This window comes from Bradyrhizobium jicamae (assembly GCF_018130215.1).
Lineage (GTDB): Bacteria > Pseudomonadota > Alphaproteobacteria > Rhizobiales > Xanthobacteraceae > Bradyrhizobium > Bradyrhizobium jicamae_A.
The window spans coordinates 1-17,325 of record NZ_JAFCKQ010000033.1 but is presented as its reverse complement, the minus strand read 5'-3'; the positions used below and the strand labels follow the sequence as shown (position 1 = coordinate 17,325).

Here is a 17,325-nt window from a genome sequence, read left to right as displayed (position 1 = left end):
GACCGCAGCAATGACGATTCAAACCGCAAGCAGCAGCATTATCGCGGCGCCGCGCGTCGTGGCGACGCTGCTGCCGATCATGGCGGTGGTGTTCACGGCCTTTCTCGTCATCGGCATCGCGATGCCGGTGCTCCCGCTCCACGTGCACGACGGATTGGGTTTCGGCACGGTCGTCGTCGGCCTGGTCGCCGGCAGCCAGTTCGCAGCGTCACTGATCTCGCGGCCATGGGCCGGCCACTATTCCGACGGCAGCGGAGCGAAGCACGGCGTGGTCGTCGGGCTGTTGGCAGCGGCGATCGCCGGGCTCTTCTATCTGTTGTCGCTCGGTGTCGGCGGCGCGCCGTTGACGTCGGTCGCCATTCTGCTGCTGGGGCGAGGGGTGTTAGGCGCTGCCGAGAGCTTCATCATCACCGCGGCCGTGAGCTGGGGACTGGCGCTGGTCGATACGGGAAGCACCGGCAAGGTCATCGCATGGGTCGGGTCGGCGATGTTCGCGGCCTTCGCGATCGGCGCGCCGGCCGGCTCCGCGCTCTACGGGGCGTACGGCTTTGCGGCGATCGCATGCGTAACCGCGGTGGCGCCGCTCGTGGCACTGCTGCTGGTAGCGACACTGCCTCCGGTCGCCCCGGCGCCGCATGCCCGCGTCTCGTTCGCCAGGGTGATCGGCGCGGTTTGGGTCCCGGGCGTCGGCGCGGCGCTCGGCAGCGTCGGCTTCGGCGCCGTGACCACGTTCGTCGCGTTGCTGTTTGCGGGCCGGGGCTGGCCCAATGGCTGGCTGGCCTACACGGCCTATGCCCTGGCTTTCATTCTGGCGCGACTGGTCCTCAGCCATCTCGCCGATGCGATCGGCGGCGCCAGGGTCGCGCTGGTGTTCGCGCTGGTCGAAGCCGCCGGTCAGGCGCTGATCTGGCTCGCCGTGCGGCCCGAGATGGCTTTGGCTGGCGCTGCGCTTACCGGCTTCGGCTTCTCGCTGGTGTATCCCGGCTTCGGCGTCGAAGCGGTTCGCCGCGTGCCGGTCCAGAGCCGCGGCCTGGCCATGGGCGCCTACACCGCCTTTCTCGACCTCGCCCAGGGGCTTGCAAGTCCCGCGCTCGGATTGATCGCAACCGGCGCGAGCCTGAACGTGGTGTTTCTCGCCAGCGCGGTCACGGTGCTCTGCGCCGCGCTCGTCGCGTCATGGCTGCTGGCGCATCCCGCGATTGTGGAGGGACATCCGCAATGAAGCCGCTCGCGGCAGTCCTGTGTTCGCTTTGCCTGATCGCCGGCAGCGCGGCCGCCGGCGAAACGGCAACCATCGAAGGAGCAAATGCCATGTCGAAACCGGAAGACATCCGCACCGTCGCGCCTGCGCTGGAGCAATATGCCCGAGAAGTCGTTCTCGGCAATCTCTGGAAACGCCCCGGCCTTGCACGCCGCGATCGCAGCATCGTCACCATCGCCGCGCTCATCGCGCGTAACCAGACCGTCGAGCTGCCATATTATCTCGCGCTTGCGCTCGACAACGGCGTCACCGCGGCCGAGATTTCCGAGATCATCACCCACCTTGCCTTCTACACGGGATGGGCGAACGCGATGGATGCAATCCCGGCGGCGCGAGACGTCTTCGCGAGCCGTGGGATCGGCGCAGATCAGCTCCCGCCGGCCTCAGGACCGCGGCTTCCGCTCGACGAGGTTGCGGAAACCCAGCGTGCGACGCGGGTCTTCGAGCAATTCGGCCGGATCACGCCGAGCCTCGTCCAGTACACGACCGACGTGCTGTTCCGGGATCTCTGGCTGAGACCGGGCCTTGCTCCGCGCGATCGCAGCCTCGTCACCGTGAGCGCCCTGATCGCGACCGGACAGGTAGCCCAGATCACGTACCATTTGAACCGCGCGATGGACAACGGATTGACGAGCGAAGAGGCGGGCGAGGTGCTCGGCCATCTCGCCTTCTATGCCGGCTGGCCCAATGCGTTCTCCGCGGCGCCGGTGGTCAAGGACGTGATCGAGAAGCGGCCGCGCTGAAACGCAGGACGATGATGGCAGGAGCGGCTTCATGTGCGGCGTGGCTTCATGCGGGCGCAAACGTCGGAACAGGCGAAGGAGGTTCATCATATCGGGATCACGAACAGTATCGGAGATGACGATCGTGCTCAGTACTTGCGAACGATCGGCGCCGCCGTCGGTGGCGGCTCCGGCGCCTTCGGCTGGATTGCAAACGTTACCCAGGTCGACCATCCCAGAGGCCGGTTCTGCACCTCGAGATCCGCGTATCCCTTGATATTGAGATAGCCCTGATAGTCGCCGACCGGGAACAGGAAGCCGATCTGCGGACCGACACCGACCGCCATGCCGCGGAAGCCGCCGAGCTTGGCGCCCAGGCCGGTGTCGTCGGTGAGCTGCTGAAAATAGTATCCCGCCACGCCTACAAGCACGTCCTTGCTGATGAATTGCGAAGCCGCCCAGTCGAGGTGAGCGTCGATACCGTTCTGGTATTGCAGCGCGTTGTTGGGGCCGCTGTAGGTGAGGCCTCCCACGATCGAGAACTCGTGTCCCGTCTTCGGGTCCAGATAGGTATAGCCCGCGCCGGCGTCGACGGCCGTGAAGCCGAAGCTCAAATTGGCGAGGCGGTTGACGTCATAGGTGCCGCTCGGAATGTTGCCGGCGACATAGATCATCTCGTTGTTGACGCCCTGGTTCCATTTCAGCGTGCCCTGATAGAACACGTCGGATACGGTCGTGCGGTTATCGGTCTTGACGCCTGAGACCGTGTTGCCGAGGGGGCCGGTCAGCGAGGCGCCGATTCCGACGCCGAGATTGCCGGGAGCCGCCAGCATGGTGAAGCCTGCCTGACCGCCCAGGATCGGGGTTGCCCAGGTGTAGGTCACGCCTTCTACGAGCGCGTCAGCGCGCGCATTGAGGCCCGATGTCACCGAGCCGGGAATGCCGTTGGTGGTGACGAAATTCTTCCCGGCGCCGGCGCTCTGCTGGAGGTGGAGATAGATGGTTTCATAGGCCCATCCCGGCGCGACCGGGGTCGCTGCGAGGCTGCCGAACGTGCCGGGAAGCCAGAAGCTGACACCGCTGGCATCGGCCAGAGCCGTACGCGGCAGCGCGATCAGCGCGATCGTGCACAGGCCCGCGATCAAAATCGGCTTCCGATGCCTGATGTAGTCCATGTCTGCCTCCCGTTTCTTGTCGGGCGCATCTTCAGCACCCGGCTGACTTCATCATTCGCACCGTTCGATCCGCCGATTCGAACCTGATCCTATTCCGGTTCGCGTCGCGTCTCCCCAGATATCCGAACTGGACGTCCCTTCCACCAACCCGATTGCCCGGCCTCGAGCAGTGCGAGGTTGAGCTGCTTGCCGATCGTGCTCGCCGGTAGGATAACGAGCACGATCCACGCGAAGATATCGTAGCCGTTCACGGCTGCCACCTTGGGATATTCGCCGCTACCGCATCCTTTGCTGGATTTGCTGGTCGATCATCTGCCTCAGGTTGGCGCGGATGCGGTCGATGCTCTGCTGCCGCGCACCTTGCCTGCTCCGCTCGTCCTTGATGCCGCTGGTGATCTCTTCCACGATGGTGGCGGGGTTGAAGCTCGGCGGGAACGAGCGGGGCGGGAATTCCTTGAGGCTCACCGCAAACACTGCGACCTCGTCGATCGTGCCGTAGACGCCGCCGACATGGTTGATCAACCAGTCCCAATATGTGTTCGAGGTGATATCGGCCCGCTCGAACGGATCCTGAAACAGGTTGTAGATCTTCTGCATGCGCAGCGTGGTGAAGGGCTCGGCCCACACGCCCATGGTGCCCTGCAGGCGCTGCTCGGAGAATGTGTACTTGTATTCGCCTTGCCGGATGGCGACGAGCAGCCCGTCGTCGTCGGAATAGAAGAACGTGTTGCGCGCGCTCTTGGTCCCGTTGTTGTTGCCGGCCGTCCCGCTCACATTGCGCAGGAACTGCGATTGATCGTAGCCGTCGAGGTGTACCTTGTAGGAGATCCCGTTGGCGGTGTAGCCGGCTTTCAGCTTGTTGACGATGTCGGGTTCGCCGGCCGCCGCGCATAATGTCGGTACCCAATCATTGTGGCTCATCAGCTCATTGGTGACCGTGCCGGGCTTGATAACGCCGGGCCAGCGCACCAGGCAGGGAACGCGGAATGCGCCCTCCCAATTGGTATTCTTCTCTGAACGGAACCAGGTCATCGCGCCGTCCGGCCACGTGTTCATGTGCGGACCGTTGTCGCTGCTGTAGACAACGATCGTGTCGTTAGCGACGCCCATGTCGTCGAGCGCTTTCAGCAGCGACCCGACCGTGTCGTCGTGCTCCATCATGCCGTCGATGTATTCACTGTCGCCATACTTGTACCGGCCGCGATGTTCGGCGCGGACATGCGTGCGCAGATGCATGCGCGTCGCGTTGTACCAGCAGAAGAACGGCTTGCCGGCGCTCTGCTGCCGCTTCATGAAATCGATTGCGGCCGCCGAGGTCTCGTCGTCGATCGTTTCCATGCGCTTCTTGGTGAGCGCGCCGGTGTCTTCGATGGTCTGCTTGCCGATCTTGCCGAAGCGCGGATCCTCGGTTGGATCGTCCCGATCGCTCGCCTTGCAGCGGAGCACGCCGCGCGGACCGAACTTGGCGCGATAGGCGGGGTCCTTGGGGTAGTCGGGGAGTTCGGGCTCCTCCTCGGCGTTGAGGTGGTAGAGGTTGCCGAAGAACTCGTCAAAGCCGTTCACCGTCGGCAGGGATTCGTTGCGGTCGCCGACATGGTTCTTGCCGAATTGTCCGGTGGCGTAGCCGAGGTTCTTCAATAGGCCACCGATCGAGGGATCGAGTTGGCTCATCCCCATCGGCGCACCGGGGTATCCGACCTTGGTCAGGCCGGTGCGGATACCGTGCTGGCCGGTGAGGAAGGCGGCGCGTCCTGCCGTGCAGGATTGCTCGCCGTAATAATGCAGGAAGCGGATGCCTTCGCGCGCGATGCGGTCGAGACTGGGGGTCTCGTAGCCCATCAACCCGCTCGAATAGGCACTGATGTTGGCAACGCCGACGTCGTCACCGAAGATGACGAGGATGTTCGGCTTGCGGCCGGATGGTGCGGCCGGCGCCGGGCTCGCGGCCGGTGTGGCCGTCTGCGCCTGCGCCAACGCGTCCGACGTCAGCGTTGCGGCCGCCACCAGGGTGGATGTCCCCAGCAACAGATTGCGGCGGTCGATGGCTTGATTCTTGTCGGCCTGTTTCTTGTCCTTGCCTTCGTTACTCATATCCAACTCCCTACATTGCTGAGGCCTTCACTTCGGAGGGTGGGAAACGGCAGCCGGCGGCCGCACCACGCACCTGAATCCGACATGGCTGGTGGAGGTATCGATCGGCTCGGCGTGACGCGCGGCGGGGCGATAGCGGCGGCAATAGTTCGGCGCGCAAAGATGCGAGCCGCCTTTCAAAACCTTGCGCGGAATCCTGATCGCGGGCAGGGCGGGGTCGTAACTTGCGTCCTCGCGGCCGCCACGCGGGTTCTGCGGAATGCAGCAGGGCTTGACGGCGTCGGCTTCATGGCGAGCGGACCACCAATCCGTCGTCCACTCCCAGACATTGCCGATCATGTCGTGGACGCCATAGCGGTTCGGCGGAAACGCTGTCACCGGCGAGGTGCGCTCGAAGCCGTCCTCACGCAGGTTCTGCAGCGGGAAATCGCCTTGCCAGGTGTTGGCCATGTGCACGCCGTCGGGCGTGAAGGCGCCGCCCCAGGCATATTCTTCAGCCTCGAGCCCGCCGCGTGCCGCGAACTCCCACTCGGCTTCCGTCGGGATGTCCTTGCCGGCCCATTTGGCGTAGGCGAGCGCATCGGCATAGGCGACGTGCACGACCGGATGGCTGCCGAGCTTATCGATATTGCTTCGCGGACCGTAGGGATGCCGCCAGTCCGCGCCTCTCATGAAGGTCCACCACTGGCTCCAGTCGCGCAGCGTTTGCAGACGTCGTGGCGGCTGAAACACCAGCGAGCCTGCAAACAGCATCTCAGGCAGCGCGCCCGGATATTGCGCGGGATCGGGCGGCTGCTCTGCGACGGTGATGTGACCGGTGTCGCGCACGAACGCGCGGAACCGGGCATTGGTCACCGGCGTGCGGTCGATCCAGAAGCCATCGACCGACGCCTGATGCGACGGCGCTTCCTCGGGATAATGGTGGTCCGAGCCCATGCGGAACGTTCCGCCGGGGATCCAGACCATGTCGTCGGTCCGGATGCCGTCGTCAGCGGCTGGCTCAGGAGATCCGATCGTGATCCGGGACATGGCGATGCACCTGCACGCACTACCGCGGGCAGTGGTCCCGGAAGCCCTGTGTCTTGAACGCTGTTGGCTGATACACTTGGCGACCGAACGTCGTCTTCGATTGCATTGTTGCGCCCTTCCATACCCTGTGCCGCGAGCTTCGGCGGCGTTCTTCGTCAGTCTCTCTTCCCTTTCTTCGTCGCGGCGTTCTCTTTGGGGTCAAACGATAGATCAACACGCTCTGCGTGTAATGTGCAATTTGTGCCAATCACGACAACGAGGCATGCAGGCCTGGCGAAAGATGCTCCGGGTCGATCGATCCGATCACGCCATCCGCCCCGCGTTGTCGGAAAAACAAATGAAAATCAGCGCGGTTACGCTGTGGTGGCATGATCATGCCGCGCAAATCGACAGCGGCACGGGCAAGTTGTCGCAGGCCGTGCCGTGGCATTGCAACGCTTTTTCGCTGCCGCGTGCTAGCGCTTGAACTGCGCGAGAAACATCCGCAGTGAATCGTGCGGACTTTCGACGTCAGAGATCACCCAGCCCGCAGGCCCGTTGACCAAAATGAAGTTGAGCGTCACCGTGTGGCCTTCGTTGTCGAAGGTCACCGTCACATAGGTCCTGTCGAATTGCCGGCGCAGGACCGCGATCGAGATCGCGCCGAGGCGCCAGCTCGGGCTCTGCACCAGGAAGTCGTAGGGCGCGTCGTGCGGCGCGATCCAGGCGCGGTACATGCTCGGGTCGAAGAATTGCCGGGCGGTTTCGTCGTCGTGCGGCAGGCCGTTCGAGTGTTCGGCGCTGCCCTGGCCGTAATGGGCGTAGACGTTGCGGATCAGGGATTCCGGCGAGCGGAACCCGGCCTCGGCCGGCGCGATGCCAAAGGCGGTCGCGGCGACCAGGGGGCCTGCCAGGATAATGGCGCGTCGCATCAGCTTTATTTGCCGTTGTCCCTGACATATCTTGCCGCGAAATCCCTCCGAACGAAAGCCGGCCGGCGCGATGCGCGAACTCTTTGACGACGTGACAGGACAATCCCCGCTCGACCCGCAGGAGGCGGTGCGGCGCCAGACCCGCGCGCCGCTGCGCAAGCGCTTCTATACCGGCGCCGGCGTCGCGGAGGCGGATGGCGGATTTTCCGTCACGCTCGACGGCCGCTCGATCCGCTCGCCCTCCGGCAAGCCGATCATGGTGCCGACGCGCGCCATTGCCGATGCGGTCGCGGCGGAATGGAACGCGCAGGGCGAGACCATCGATCCCGTGACCATGCCGCTGACGCGCCTTGCCAACAGCGTAGTCGAGGGGGTGATCGACCGCGTCGACGAGGTGGCGGCGGATGCCGCGAAGTTTCTCGGCAGCGACATGCTGTTCTATCGGGCCGGCCATCCCGAGCCGCTGGTCGCGCGCGAGGCTGCGCATTGGGATCCGGTCCTGTTCTGGGCCGCCGACACGCTCGGCGCCCATTTCATCCTCGGCGAGGGGATCGTGCATGTCGGCCAGCCCGAGGCTGCGATCAAGGCGGCGCGGGCGGCGTTTCCGGCCGATCCGTGGTCGGTCGCCGCCCTCCATGTGGTGACCACGCTGACCGGCTCGGCGCTGCTCGCGCTGGCGCTGGCGCATCGATTTCGCGACGAGGACCAGGTCTGGGCCGCCGCCCATGTCGACGAGGACTGGAACATCGAGAAATGGGGCGTCGACGAGGAGGTCGCCGCGCGCCGTGCCGCGCGGCTGGTCGACTTCACGGCTGCGGCCCGCGTGCTCAGGGAGCTGTCCGCACCACTCGGTTAAGGAGTGGTTTACGGCGCTGGGCTAGCCTCGAGGTCGATCCCCGGCCGAGACCTCCGACATGGCAATCTCCATCAGTCCCGTATTGCCGGTGCTTGCCCCCCAGGAGGCGGGCCAGGTCGCGTCCGACCTCACGCTGCAGCAGGGCAGCCTCGTCGACGCGCAGGTGCTGAAGATACTGTCCGCCGACCTCGTGCGGATCGCGATCGCCGGTCTGTCGATCGATGTCCAGACCGAGGTGCCGCTGCAGGCGGGGCAGAACCTGCAGCTTGCGGTCTCGCAGACCAACGACGGCGTCCGCCTGCAACTGGTTGGGCCGGGCGATCCATCCGGCGGAACGAGCGATGCCGTGAAGCTGTCGCCGGGCATCGTCGCCAGTCTCGGCACCGCCGCGCAGGGCAATACGACCACGTCCGGCGCGGTGCTGACGCCGCTCGAGCGCGTCACCATCACGTCAGCCGTGCAGAGCGCGGCGACGGTGCAGGACAGCCAGGGGCCGCTGTTCGCCAATCTCGCCGCGGTCGTCTCGGCGAACCTGCCTCCGAAGCTGCAGGCCGCGATCGCGCAGGTGCTGGCGCAGCAGACCGGCCTCGACGAGCATCTCGACGGCGACGCCGTCAAGACCGCATTCCAGAAATCCGGCCTGCTGCTCGAGGCCTCGCTGGCCTCGGGTGTGACGCCGTCGAACGGCGTGCCCGATCTCAAGGCCGCACTGATCGTGCTGCGCCAGACGCTGCAATCCTCGCTCGGCGCGGACAACGCCATCAAGCCGGCGGTGCCGGCCATGCAGGACGCGGCGGCTCCGCACAGTGCGGCACCCGGCCTGGTGCCGCCGGCTGCGCCGGATCTCGAAGTGCAGGAGATTTTGCTGCCGCAGGCGCGTGTGCCGGTCGCGGAGGATCTGTTGCCCGCAGGCACGGGCGTCGCCGGCGCGCTGGCCCGCGCGCTCGATACCGGTCCGTCGCCAGGCGGCGCGCTGAATCTGATCCAGGAGGCGCTGCAGGAGCTCGATGGTCACCCGCGCCAGCCTGCAGCAAGGGAGATGCCGGCCGGCGACGTCGTCATCCGCACCACCATGCCGCCGCCGCCGATCCGCGGATCGCTGCCGGCCGCCCAGGCGATGGCGCAGCCGTCGATCGCGCCCGACGCGCCGCTGCCGGCCGTTGCGCACCGCCTGCTTGGCGACACCGACGCCGCGCTGGCGCGGCAGACGCTGCTCCAGGTCGCCTCGCTGCCGCATGGTGTCGACCCGCGCGCGCCAGTCGACGCGATGATCCCGCGCTGGAATTTCGAGGTCCCGTTCCTGACCCAGCAGGGCACGGCGATGGCGCAGTTCGAGATCTCCCGTGACGGCGGCAACGAGGCCGCCGAGGCCACGCAGCTTGTGTGGCGGGCGCGCTTCACGCTCGACATCGAGCCGGCAGGTCCGGTGCACGCGCTGGTGTCGCTGACCGGCGAACGTACGTCGGTGCGGATGTGGGCCGAGCGGCCGGCGACCGCAGCCCAGCTCCGAGCCAACGCCTTCGAATTGAGCCAGGCGCTGGCACGCGCCGAGCTCACGCCCGGCGAGATCGAGATCCGCGACGGCGCGCCGCAGCAGGCTGCCGCTGCGCGCGCCGGCCATTTCCTGGACCGCGCGCTATGAGCGACGGCAAGCGCCAGCTCGCGATCGCCTTGCACTATGAGGGCAGCGGTGCGCCGCGCGTCGTCGCCAAGGGCAGGGGCGCGGTCGGGGCCAAGATCATCGAGGTCGCGAAGGCCAACGATATCCCGATCGAGGAGAACGAGGTGCTCGCCGGCGCGCTCTCCAATGTCGAGCTCGGCGAGGAGATCCCGACCGAGCTCTACAGGGCCGTCGCCGAAGTCCTGATCTTCGTGCTGCGGCTGTCCGGCAAGGCGCGCCAACAATAGCGCTTCGCAGCGAATTGGCTTCGCGGCAGCAGCGACAGGGCTCTAGTGCCGCGCCAGCGCGAGCGAAACGTCGGTCACGCTGCTCTGTTGCGGACGGATCGACACCGATTGTCTGCCGCCGCGTGTCGTCAGCGACAGATTGGCAGAGAAATTGTTGCCGCGCGCGGCGGCCTCGACATGGTCGCCTGCCGCGTGCCCCGAGATCGTTCCGGACGCATTGCGGCTGGATTCGGTCCAGGCGCCGGAAATCGCGCCGCCTCGGTATTCGACGTCGCCCGCCAGGTCGAAGGCGTAGCTCTGGCTGGCGCATTTGAGCGACAGCCGAAGCTGCACACCGTCTCCCGCGACATCGTAATTGGCCCGGCAGCGCAGCTGCTCCTGCCCTCCGTCGGACGTGGTCAGAGTGCCGCCACCGGACCACGAGCCGGCCATGGCGAGGAAGGGCGAAGCGGGTGCCGCCTGCAAGGGCGAAGCCAACAGACCGAGCGACAGCACGAGGCTGGCCTTCGCAAGTGTTGATCGAGACATCTTGGCCTCCTCTGGAGCGTTTTCCAGCGAAGTGGATTCCGGTTCGCGTGAAGAAAACGCGTCAAATCAGGAATCCGGAGCTCCGTTCCGGTTCCATCGTAACGAAGAGGCTCCGGGTTGGTGCAAGTCAACGCAGGACCGTTGCAAAGGTTCTTGGCGCCGCAGCGAACCGGTCTTTCGCCAACGCAATCGGCGGAGTCCGGTTCCGCGTTGGGCTGCGTGCGCTATCCCAGCTTGAACAGCGTCGTCAGGAAATCGCTGACCGCCTTGCGCGCCTCGATCGCCGTGGTCGCGTTGCCGCCGACATGCGGGCCGAGCTCGACGCAGGCGTCCTTGTAGCTGAACGGCGCTTCGGTTGCGGCATCGATCAGCACGCCGCCGTCGGCTTCCTTGATGGTGCAGTGGCGCACGGTCTGTGATCCCGTCGCCTCCACGACGTTGGTGATGCCGATCAGGCCGGCATCGAAGCCGTGCGCGGAATCGGGATATTCGGTCAGCGCCACGTCGCGCTTGGCCTCCAGCAGGCGCGCGACATAGGCCTTGCAGCTCGCGACCGGATTGTAGTCGTCGGGCGTGCCGTGGAAGATGCGGATCGGCCGCGCCGCGACCTCGGTGTCATCGACATAGCTCGTCGAGCAATCCGGATAGAACGGGATGTAGGCCGCGAACTGGATGCCGGATTTGTTCCATAGCTTGTTGAAGCGGTCGAGGCTCGCATAGAGCGCCGCCTGGCCGCCACGCGAGAATCCCATCAGCGCGATGCGCTCGGGATCGACCCGCGGATGCCTGGCGAGGATGTCCAGCGCGTGATAGATATCGACGATGAAGTTGAGCCGGCCGAGCAGCGCCTGGTTCGGCCCCGTCGCGGTCAGGCCTCGCCCGGAGAAGCCGTCGATCACGAAGGTCGAGATCCCCATGCTGTTGAACTGGTGCACCCAGGCATCCATCGTGCTGCCGACGCCGCTCGAGCCGTGCATCAGCACCACGACCGGCAGCCGGCCCGACCCTTGCGCGATGCGCAGTTCGCCGCCGACGGTGACCGGCTTGCCGTTGGCGTCGCCGGTCAGGAACTGGTGGTCGGAGATCGTCAGCGACGGGATGCCGTAGATCTCGGTGCGGGCGGCGATCTCCTTCGGGATCGATTGCGCGCTGGTCTCGATGCAGGTGAACAGCACGGCGCAGCAAAGCATCACGGCGGTTGCGGCCAGGCGCCAGTCTGTCAGCATCGGCTCACCCATATGTTTTTCTGAATGGGCGCGACTAGATCAAGCGCGCGCCATGCTGTCAATTTCTCCGGCTCATGCGCACACGCCGGCCGGCATGTTCGATCTCAAACCAAGCAAGGATAGGGACAATGGGAATGACAGGTCGTTGCCTGTGCGGTCAGGTGAGCTACCGGATCGATGCCGCACCGCTCTATGCCGGACATTGCTTCTGCACGGATTGCCGCCGGGTCTCCGGCTCCGGCCACATGACGGCGTTCGGCGTTGCCAAGGCCGCGCTGCATATCGAGGGCGAGCTGGCATTCTACCGATCGACCGGTGGCAGCGGCAAGATTGTGACGCGCGCATTCTGTCCGACCTGCGGCTCGCTGATCTCTTCGCAGTCCGAGGCGCGGCCGCCCGACATCGTCAACGTGACCGCGGGAACGCTGGACGATCCGTCGCTCGTCAAGCCAAGCTTCGCCGTGTTCTGCCGCAGCCGCGCGCCCTGGGATGCGCTCGCCGATGATGTGGTCGAATACCAGGCCTTGCCGGCCTGACGCATGGCCGGGACAAGCCCGGCCATGACCTATGAAGCGAAAGCATTCGACCTAAGCCGGCCCCTGCGCCTTCCCGAATCTCCCGAGATGGGTAAAGCCGAAGCCGGCCGAATATTTCAGCCCATAGCCGAGCGCGCGGTCGATCCCGATATGGGCGAGCCAGATCATCGCGATCGAGAGCACCAGCGGCGCGGACGCGGCAAAGCCGAGCGTCATCAGCACCACCGGCGCCAGATAGGTGTGGGCGGCGTTGTAGGCGATGGCGCCGGCGCGCGGGCCGGCGAGATAGGCGGCAAAGCTCAAATCCGGCACCAGGAACAGCAGCACATAGACCAGCCACGACCCCTCCCATTGGTAATAGAGCAGGGTCATGCCGAGAAACAGCACCAGCCCCTCCAGCCGGAGCAGGGTGCGCACCCCGCCGGTCGCGGCCCCGGTCTCGGTGATGGTCGTGTCGGTCATTGCAGTCTCCCCAGATATCGGAAAATCCTACCGTTTTCGTCGTCCGGAGGCCCGGAAGGAAGCTTTCCCGATCGGAAACGGCCGTGTTAGAACCCGCCACAATCCGAGCATGATCCGGAAAAGTGGAAACCGGTTTTCCGAAAGATCATGCTCAGGCAAAGAGTGACGGAACTGTAGCTAATATGGGCGGGAGCAAATGAAAGATATCCTCGACACCCTCGAAGAACGGCGCGCCGGCGCGAAATTGGGCGGCGGTGAGAAGCGGATCGAGGCGCAGCACGCCCGCGGCAAGCTGACCGCCCGGGAGCGGATCGAGCTGCTGCTGGACAAGGGCTCGTTCGAGGAATTCGACATGTTCGTCGAGCACCGCTCGATCGAGTTCGGCATGGAGAAGACCAGGATCCCCGGCGACGGCGTCGTCACCGGCTGGGGCACCGTCAACGGCCGCAAGACCTTCGTCTTCGCCAAGGATTTCACGGTGTTCGGTGGTTCGCTCTCGGAAACCCATGCGCTGAAGATCACGAAACTGCAGGACATGGCCATGAAGGCGAGGGCGCCGATCATCGGCCTCTACGATGCCGGCGGCGCGCGCATCCAGGAGGGCGTCGCCGCGCTCGCTGGCTATTCCTACGTGTTTCGCCGCAACGTCATCGCCTCGGGCGTGATTCCGCAGATCTCCGTCATCATGGGCCCCTGCGCCGGCGGCGACGTCTATTCGCCCGCGATGACCGACTTCATCTTCATGGTGAAGAACACCTCCTACATGTTCGTCACCGGCCCGGACGTGGTGAAGACCGTCACCAACGAGGTGGTGACCGCGGAAGAACTCGGCGGCGCCTCGGTGCATGCGACACGCTCCTCGATCGCCGACGGCGCGTTCGAGAACGACGTCGACGCGCTCCTGCAGATGCGCCGGCTGATCGACTTCCTGCCATCGAACAACACCGACGGCGTGCCGGAATGGCCGAGCTTCGACGATATCGGCCGCCTCGACATGTCGCTCGACACGCTGATTCCCGACAATCCGAACAAGCCCTACGACATGAAGGAGCTGATCCTGAAGGTCGTCGACGAGGGCGACTTCTTCGAGATCTCGGAGACCTTCGCCAGGAACATCGTCACCGGCTTCGGCCGCATTGCCGGCCGCACCGTCGGCTTCGTCGCCAATCAGCCGATGGTGCTGGCCGGTGTGCTCGACTCTGACGCCTCACGCAAGGCCGCGCGCTTCGTGCGTTTCTGCGATGCGTTCAATATCCCGATCGTCACCTTCGTCGATGTGCCGGGCTTCCTGCCGGGCACCGCGCAGGAATATGGCGGCCTGATCAAGCACGGCGCGAAGCTCCTGTTCGCCTATTCGCAGTGCACGGTGCCGCTCGTCACCATCATCACCCGCAAGGCCTATGGCGGTGCCTTCGACGTCATGGCCTCGAAGGAAATCGGCGCCGACATGAACTACGCCTGGCCGACGGCCCAGATCGCTGTCATGGGCGCCAAGGGTGCGGTGGAGATCATCTTCCGCAGTGATATCGGCGACCCCGACAAGATCGCGGCGCGCACCAAGGAATACGAGGACCGCTTCCTGTCGCCGTTCATCGCGGCCGAGCGCGGCTACATCGACGACGTCATCATGCCGCATTCGACCAGGCGCAGGATCGCGCGGGCGCTGGCGATGCTCAGGGACAAGAAGGTCGAGATCCCGGCGAAGAAGCACGACAATTTGCCGCTCTGACGCGTCAGAACTGCGCCTGACCCGCGCTACAGGTTCGAATCTGATGACTGAAGACGAACCGACCGACGAGATTTCCGAGATCGAGGCGCGGATCGAGGAGCTTGCCGAGAGCGCCGAACGCAGCAGGCGGATCATTCTGGGTTCGAAAATTGCCGTCGCCTGCGGTTTCGCCTTGCTCCTGGTCACGCTGCTCGGATTGTTCGGGACGACGGAGGTCTCGGCGCTCGGTTCGATCGCGCTGGTGCTCGGCGGTATCGTGTCGCTCGGTTCGAATGTCAGCACGTTGCGGCAGACCGAGGCCGCCATCAGCGTCGCCGAGGCCCGCCGTGCGCGCCTGATCGGCACCATCGACCTTCGCCTGGTTCACGATGCGCCGCTGAAGCTGATGTGAGGAGGCTCGCGTCAAGCTCAGCAGACGGTAGCCCGGATGGAGCGAAGCGAAATCCGGGGGCGTGCCATCCGCGGATGGATCTTGCCGGATCGCGCTGGGCTACATCCGGGCCACATCACTGCCCGAGCTTCGCCAGCTTTCCCTGTCTCGCCGCCTCGATTGCGCGATCGGCGTCCTCCGGCAACAGCAAGCGTTCCGCCACCTGCCGCGCCGCCTCGCGGCGCACCGTCGCGACATAGGCGTCATTGTCGGAATAGCGTTCCGCGATCGACGGCCGCGGGTCGTGAACCTCCTTCCGTGCGGCCTCGGTCGGCGCGAACGGCACGACGGCGCCTTGCAGCGGATAGAGGGCGGTCGGGCCGAAGCCCGGCGCGCGCGGATTCCAGGCGGTGTAGGTGGCGCGCGGCACGGCGACGGCAAGCTGGTGGACGCCCGCGATCGCGATGCCGTCGTCATCGGCCTTGGGCACGAACACGGGATAGCTGCCGATCATCTTCGGTGGCAACACGCTCTGGTCGGAGAAGACGGCCGGCATGTGGATGCCCTTGTAGGGCAGGCCGGGGATGTCTGATGGCACCGCGCCGCCGGCTTCGACCAGCGTGCCTTGCGAGCGCATCGGCACGCGGCTCGAGGGCGGCGGCACCCCGTCGCTGATCCAGGCATTGAGGTCGGTCAGCAATGCGCGCATCGGGGCGCCGGCATGCATCGGGTTCTGCGGCAGCGACAGCGCAGGCACGCCCTTGTGCATCACGTCGGTCGGTCCGGCAAAATGCGGCGTGCCCGCGATCATGTAGGCGCGCACATTGTCCGGCAGGTCGAGATGATCGCCGGCGAGATCGGTGACCAGCAGCGAGGCGTGCGATGACCACCATTCGAGCTCGCTGTCGGTCTGCATCACCCTGGGGCAGGTCGCCGATAGCGCGCAGCGGCGCAGCAGGCCGTCGGTCTTGCCGGAGAGCGGATCCGACAGCGTCGCGTAGGTGAACGGGAACAGGTCGGCCTGCCAGGCTGGATCCTGCGGATGGCGCGGATTGCGGCCGGGCTGTCCGAAGCGGACGTTGGTGGCCATGCGCCGTGTGCCGGCGACGTGCGGCATCAGCCCGTCGAATACGACGCGGCCCTTCAGGTCCTCGTTGAAACCGAGATAGAGGAAATCGCGCAGGAAGCGGCCGGATTGCGAGACGCCGAAGCCGATGGCGCGGCTCACCGACGGATGCAGGCCGGCCAAAAGCGGATTGGCCGGCGTCGTGTCACGACGCAGGAAGCTCACGACATCGCGGACCGCGGCAAAGCCCATGCCGAGTGGCGCCGGATCGCGCGCCGTGTAGGTGATCTCGTAGAGCGCGCCGGCGTCGAACCCGTCCGGCCGCGCGATCTCGACCGTCGTGGGATCGACGAGGCGGGCGGAGAGGCCCGCCGGCGTCTGGCGAGCATCGGCCCAGGCGGCACGCACGGTGACGTTGAGATTGGCGGGATCGGCTGCCGGCCAGGTCAGGGTCGTCAGCGCCGGGCTCGTCGTGGTGTCGAACACGACTTCCTCGCGCGCGGGTCCCGTGATGCCCTTCAGCACCGGCGCGCTCATCGCCATCTGGCCGGGCTTCGAGGGGATGTCGCCCTGCCAGCCGACCCAGACCATCGTGTAGCCCTGCCGGTGCAGGAAGCCGATGCCGGCGTCGCCGGCGCCGTCGGCATTGTTGGCGCCGGGCTGGGGTGAATCGTCGAACAGCTGCGGCGCGAGCTTGCGGCCGCGATTGGGCACATCGAGCAGCAGCGTGCCGTTGCCATGCGCGGGATCGGCCGGCCGCAGGATCACGACGTCGGCGATCGCTTCGACCTTGCCGTCGGGGTTGCGCGGCGCCTGCGTCAGGTCGGTTATGACGGCGTTGCGATCGTCGGATGGATCGAGCGCGATCGTCGCCCGGGCCGTGATCCGCTCATAGGGACCGACATCGCCGAAGCTGCGGCCCGCGAAGGCCGGCACGCGTTCGGTGATGTCGAAGCCGATGACCTCGGCCCGCAGCGCTGATGGTGAGAGGCAAGCCGCCGCGATCACGCCCGCCAGGATTCTGCGCATCGCCGTTGCTCCCGAATCTGCGGCGCGAGAGGTTGATGTCCGCTTCGCGCGCTCATTGTCGTTGCTGACGAGCTATACATCACTCGCGAATGCGGCGCGTGCGAAAATGCCCGGTCATTTCACCCCCGCGCAATTCGCATGGAGCATGTGTCGCCCCGGTGAGCGCAGCGTTCCCTGATGTTGGTGCGACAAATTCAACACGACGGGCAAATCAGTAAAACCTGTCCAGCCCCTTCGACAAAAATATTTCCGTTTATCGTAATGTCAAATCAGTGTATAGAGTTTCCCGTCTCACCCGCTCGAGGGGCGCTCGCGATCGTCACGAACGTTGTGGTGGGATGCGGTGGACGTTGCGTGCGTGACTGACGAGAGCGCATGAAGCGGACGGCGAAATCGTGCAGGCCTGACGCCCTAGTGGCAGGTGTC

Annotated in this window: 17 protein-coding genes; 9 read left to right on the top strand and 8 right to left on the bottom strand. The window is 65.7% G+C overall.

Going from position 1 to position 17,325, the window contains the following annotated elements:
• The first annotated feature begins 10 nt into the window (after positions 1 to 10).
• The gene (locus JQ586_RS27825; RefSeq protein ID WP_212397829.1) at positions 11 to 1,222 is read left to right on the top strand and encodes an arabinose transporter; all 1,212 of its coding nucleotides are present in this window, start codon (positions 11 to 13) and stop codon (positions 1,220 to 1,222) included.
• On the top strand, positions 1,219 to 2,004 hold the full coding sequence (locus JQ586_RS27820; RefSeq protein WP_212397828.1) for a carboxymuconolactone decarboxylase family protein: 786 nt from the start codon (positions 1,219 to 1,221) through the stop codon (positions 2,002 to 2,004). Before JQ586_RS27825 ends, JQ586_RS27820 begins: the two co-directional genes overlap by 4 nt.
• A 128-nt stretch (positions 2,005 to 2,132) precedes the next feature.
• On the opposite strand, the gene JQ586_RS27815 is transcribed toward JQ586_RS27820, so the two are convergent.
• From JQ586_RS27815 to JQ586_RS27805, 3 genes are all read right to left on the bottom strand, one after another.
• The gene (locus JQ586_RS27815) at positions 2,133 to 3,158 is read right to left on the bottom strand and encodes a transporter (protein ID WP_212397827.1); all 1,026 of its coding nucleotides are present in this window, start codon (positions 3,156 to 3,158) and stop codon (positions 2,133 to 2,135) included.
• Positions 3,159 to 3,434: 276 nt separating this feature from the next.
• Positions 3,435 to 5,249: a sulfatase-like hydrolase/transferase gene (locus tag JQ586_RS27810; RefSeq protein WP_212397826.1), complete on the bottom strand. Its 1,815-nt coding sequence runs from the start codon at positions 5,247 to 5,249 to the stop codon at positions 3,435 to 3,437.
• Positions 5,250 to 5,276: 27 nt separating this feature from the next.
• Complete coding sequence (locus JQ586_RS27805; RefSeq protein ID WP_249148240.1) at positions 5,277 to 6,278, bottom strand: formylglycine-generating enzyme family protein; 1,002 nt, start codon at positions 6,276 to 6,278, stop codon at positions 5,277 to 5,279.
• Positions 6,279 to 6,540: 262 nt separating this feature from the next.
• Here JQ586_RS27805 and JQ586_RS27800 point away from each other — a divergent pair, with 262 nt between their 5' ends.
• Complete coding sequence (locus JQ586_RS27800; protein WP_212397825.1) at positions 6,541 to 6,744, top strand: hypothetical protein; 204 nt, start codon at positions 6,541 to 6,543, stop codon at positions 6,742 to 6,744.
• Here JQ586_RS27800 and JQ586_RS27795 read toward each other — a convergent pair.
• Positions 6,734 to 7,189 (bottom strand): hypothetical protein, encoded by a 456-nt coding sequence (locus tag JQ586_RS27795; protein ID WP_212397824.1) that lies wholly within the window; start codon positions 7,187 to 7,189, stop codon positions 6,734 to 6,736. The genes JQ586_RS27800 and JQ586_RS27795 overlap by 11 nt on opposite strands.
• A 70-nt stretch (positions 7,190 to 7,259) precedes the next feature.
• On the opposite strand from JQ586_RS27795, the gene JQ586_RS27790 reads away from it, so the two are divergent.
• Genes JQ586_RS27790 through JQ586_RS27780 form a run of 3 tightly spaced genes read left to right on the top strand, consistent with a single transcriptional unit; the run spans position 7,260 to position 9,953 of the window.
• A complete protein-coding gene (locus JQ586_RS27790; RefSeq protein ID WP_212397823.1) occupies positions 7,260 to 8,045 on the top strand; it encodes an ATP12 family chaperone protein in 786 nt (261 codons plus the stop codon).
• 58 nt (positions 8,046 to 8,103) lie between these two features.
• Complete coding sequence (locus tag JQ586_RS27785) at positions 8,104 to 9,687, top strand: flagellar hook-length control protein FliK (protein ID WP_212397822.1); 1,584 nt, start codon at positions 8,104 to 8,106, stop codon at positions 9,685 to 9,687.
• Positions 9,684 to 9,953 carry an EscU/YscU/HrcU family type III secretion system export apparatus switch protein gene (locus tag JQ586_RS27780; protein ID WP_212397821.1) on the top strand — a complete coding sequence of 90 codons (270 nt, stop codon included), beginning with the start codon at positions 9,684 to 9,686 and terminating at the stop codon, positions 9,951 to 9,953. The genes JQ586_RS27785 and JQ586_RS27780 overlap by 4 nt, the downstream gene beginning before the upstream one ends.
• 42 nt (positions 9,954 to 9,995) lie before the next feature.
• On the opposite strand, the gene JQ586_RS27775 is transcribed toward JQ586_RS27780, so the two are convergent.
• A complete protein-coding gene (locus JQ586_RS27775; protein WP_212397820.1) occupies positions 9,996 to 10,481 on the bottom strand; it encodes a hypothetical protein in 486 nt (161 codons plus the stop codon).
• Positions 10,482 to 10,705: 224 nt separating this feature from the next.
• The gene (locus tag JQ586_RS27770; protein ID WP_212397819.1) at positions 10,706 to 11,707 is read right to left on the bottom strand and encodes a dienelactone hydrolase family protein; all 1,002 of its coding nucleotides are present in this window, start codon (positions 11,705 to 11,707) and stop codon (positions 10,706 to 10,708) included.
• Positions 11,708 to 11,841: 134 nt separating this feature from the next.
• Between JQ586_RS27770 and JQ586_RS27765 the strand changes: the two genes are divergently transcribed.
• A complete protein-coding gene (locus JQ586_RS27765; protein WP_212397818.1) occupies positions 11,842 to 12,243 on the top strand; it encodes a GFA family protein in 402 nt (133 codons plus the stop codon).
• A 51-nt stretch (positions 12,244 to 12,294) separates the two neighbouring features.
• On the opposite strand, the gene JQ586_RS27760 is transcribed toward JQ586_RS27765, so the two are convergent.
• Positions 12,295 to 12,705 (bottom strand): DUF4260 domain-containing protein, encoded by a 411-nt coding sequence (locus JQ586_RS27760; protein WP_212397817.1) that lies wholly within the window; start codon positions 12,703 to 12,705, stop codon positions 12,295 to 12,297.
• A gap of 196 nt (positions 12,706 to 12,901) precedes the next feature.
• Between JQ586_RS27760 and JQ586_RS27755 the strand changes: the two genes are divergently transcribed.
• Positions 12,902 to 14,434: an acyl-CoA carboxylase subunit beta gene (locus JQ586_RS27755; protein WP_212397816.1), complete on the top strand. Its 1,533-nt coding sequence runs from the start codon at positions 12,902 to 12,904 to the stop codon at positions 14,432 to 14,434.
• A 43-nt stretch (positions 14,435 to 14,477) separates the two neighbouring features.
• Complete coding sequence (locus JQ586_RS27750) at positions 14,478 to 14,825, top strand: hypothetical protein (protein ID WP_212397815.1); 348 nt, start codon at positions 14,478 to 14,480, stop codon at positions 14,823 to 14,825.
• 115 nt (positions 14,826 to 14,940) lie between these two features.
• Here JQ586_RS27750 and JQ586_RS27745 read toward each other — a convergent pair whose 3' ends face one another.
• Positions 14,941 to 16,899, bottom strand: a complete 1,959-nt coding sequence (locus tag JQ586_RS27745) for an alpha/beta hydrolase domain-containing protein (RefSeq protein WP_212397814.1) — start codon at positions 16,897 to 16,899, stop codon at positions 14,941 to 14,943.
• Between the last annotated feature and the right edge of the window lie 426 nt (positions 16,900 to 17,325).

Bases quoted from the DNA above. Each gene is read 5' to 3' on its own strand.
- JQ586_RS27765 (WP_212397818.1), top strand. From the start codon at position 11,842: ATGACAGGTCGTTGCCTGTGCGGTCAGGTGAGCTACCGGATCGATGCC.
- JQ586_RS27770 (WP_212397819.1), bottom strand. From the start codon at position 11,707: ATGCTGACAGACTGGCGCCTGGCCGCAACCGCCGTGATGCTTTGCTGC.
- JQ586_RS27820 (WP_212397828.1), top strand. From the start codon at position 1,219: ATGAAGCCGCTCGCGGCAGTCCTGTGTTCGCTTTGCCTGATCGCCGGC.
- JQ586_RS27780 (WP_212397821.1), top strand. From the start codon at position 9,684: ATGAGCGACGGCAAGCGCCAGCTCGCGATCGCCTTGCACTATGAGGGC.
- JQ586_RS27810 (WP_212397826.1), bottom strand. From the start codon at position 5,249: ATGAGTAACGAAGGCAAGGACAAGAAACAGGCCGACAAGAATCAAGCC.
- JQ586_RS27745 (WP_212397814.1), bottom strand. From the start codon at position 16,899: ATGCGCAGAATCCTGGCGGGCGTGATCGCGGCGGCTTGCCTCTCACCA.
- JQ586_RS27790 (WP_212397823.1), top strand. From the start codon at position 7,260: ATGCGCGAACTCTTTGACGACGTGACAGGACAATCCCCGCTCGACCCG.
- JQ586_RS27785 (WP_212397822.1), top strand. From the start codon at position 8,104: ATGGCAATCTCCATCAGTCCCGTATTGCCGGTGCTTGCCCCCCAGGAG.
- JQ586_RS27750 (WP_212397815.1), top strand. From the start codon at position 14,478: ATGACTGAAGACGAACCGACCGACGAGATTTCCGAGATCGAGGCGCGG.
- JQ586_RS27805 (WP_249148240.1), bottom strand. From the start codon at position 6,278: ATGTCCCGGATCACGATCGGATCTCCTGAGCCAGCCGCTGACGACGGC.
- JQ586_RS27760 (WP_212397817.1), bottom strand. From the start codon at position 12,705: ATGACCGACACGACCATCACCGAGACCGGGGCCGCGACCGGCGGGGTG.
- JQ586_RS27775 (WP_212397820.1), bottom strand. From the start codon at position 10,481: ATGTCTCGATCAACACTTGCGAAGGCCAGCCTCGTGCTGTCGCTCGGT.
- JQ586_RS27755 (WP_212397816.1), top strand. From the start codon at position 12,902: ATGAAAGATATCCTCGACACCCTCGAAGAACGGCGCGCCGGCGCGAAA.
- JQ586_RS27815 (WP_212397827.1), bottom strand. From the start codon at position 3,158: ATGGACTACATCAGGCATCGGAAGCCGATTTTGATCGCGGGCCTGTGC.
- JQ586_RS27795 (WP_212397824.1), bottom strand. From the start codon at position 7,189: ATGCGACGCGCCATTATCCTGGCAGGCCCCCTGGTCGCCGCGACCGCC.
- JQ586_RS27800 (WP_212397825.1), top strand. From the start codon at position 6,541: ATGCAGGCCTGGCGAAAGATGCTCCGGGTCGATCGATCCGATCACGCC.
- JQ586_RS27825 (WP_212397829.1), top strand. From the start codon at position 11: ATGACGATTCAAACCGCAAGCAGCAGCATTATCGCGGCGCCGCGCGTC.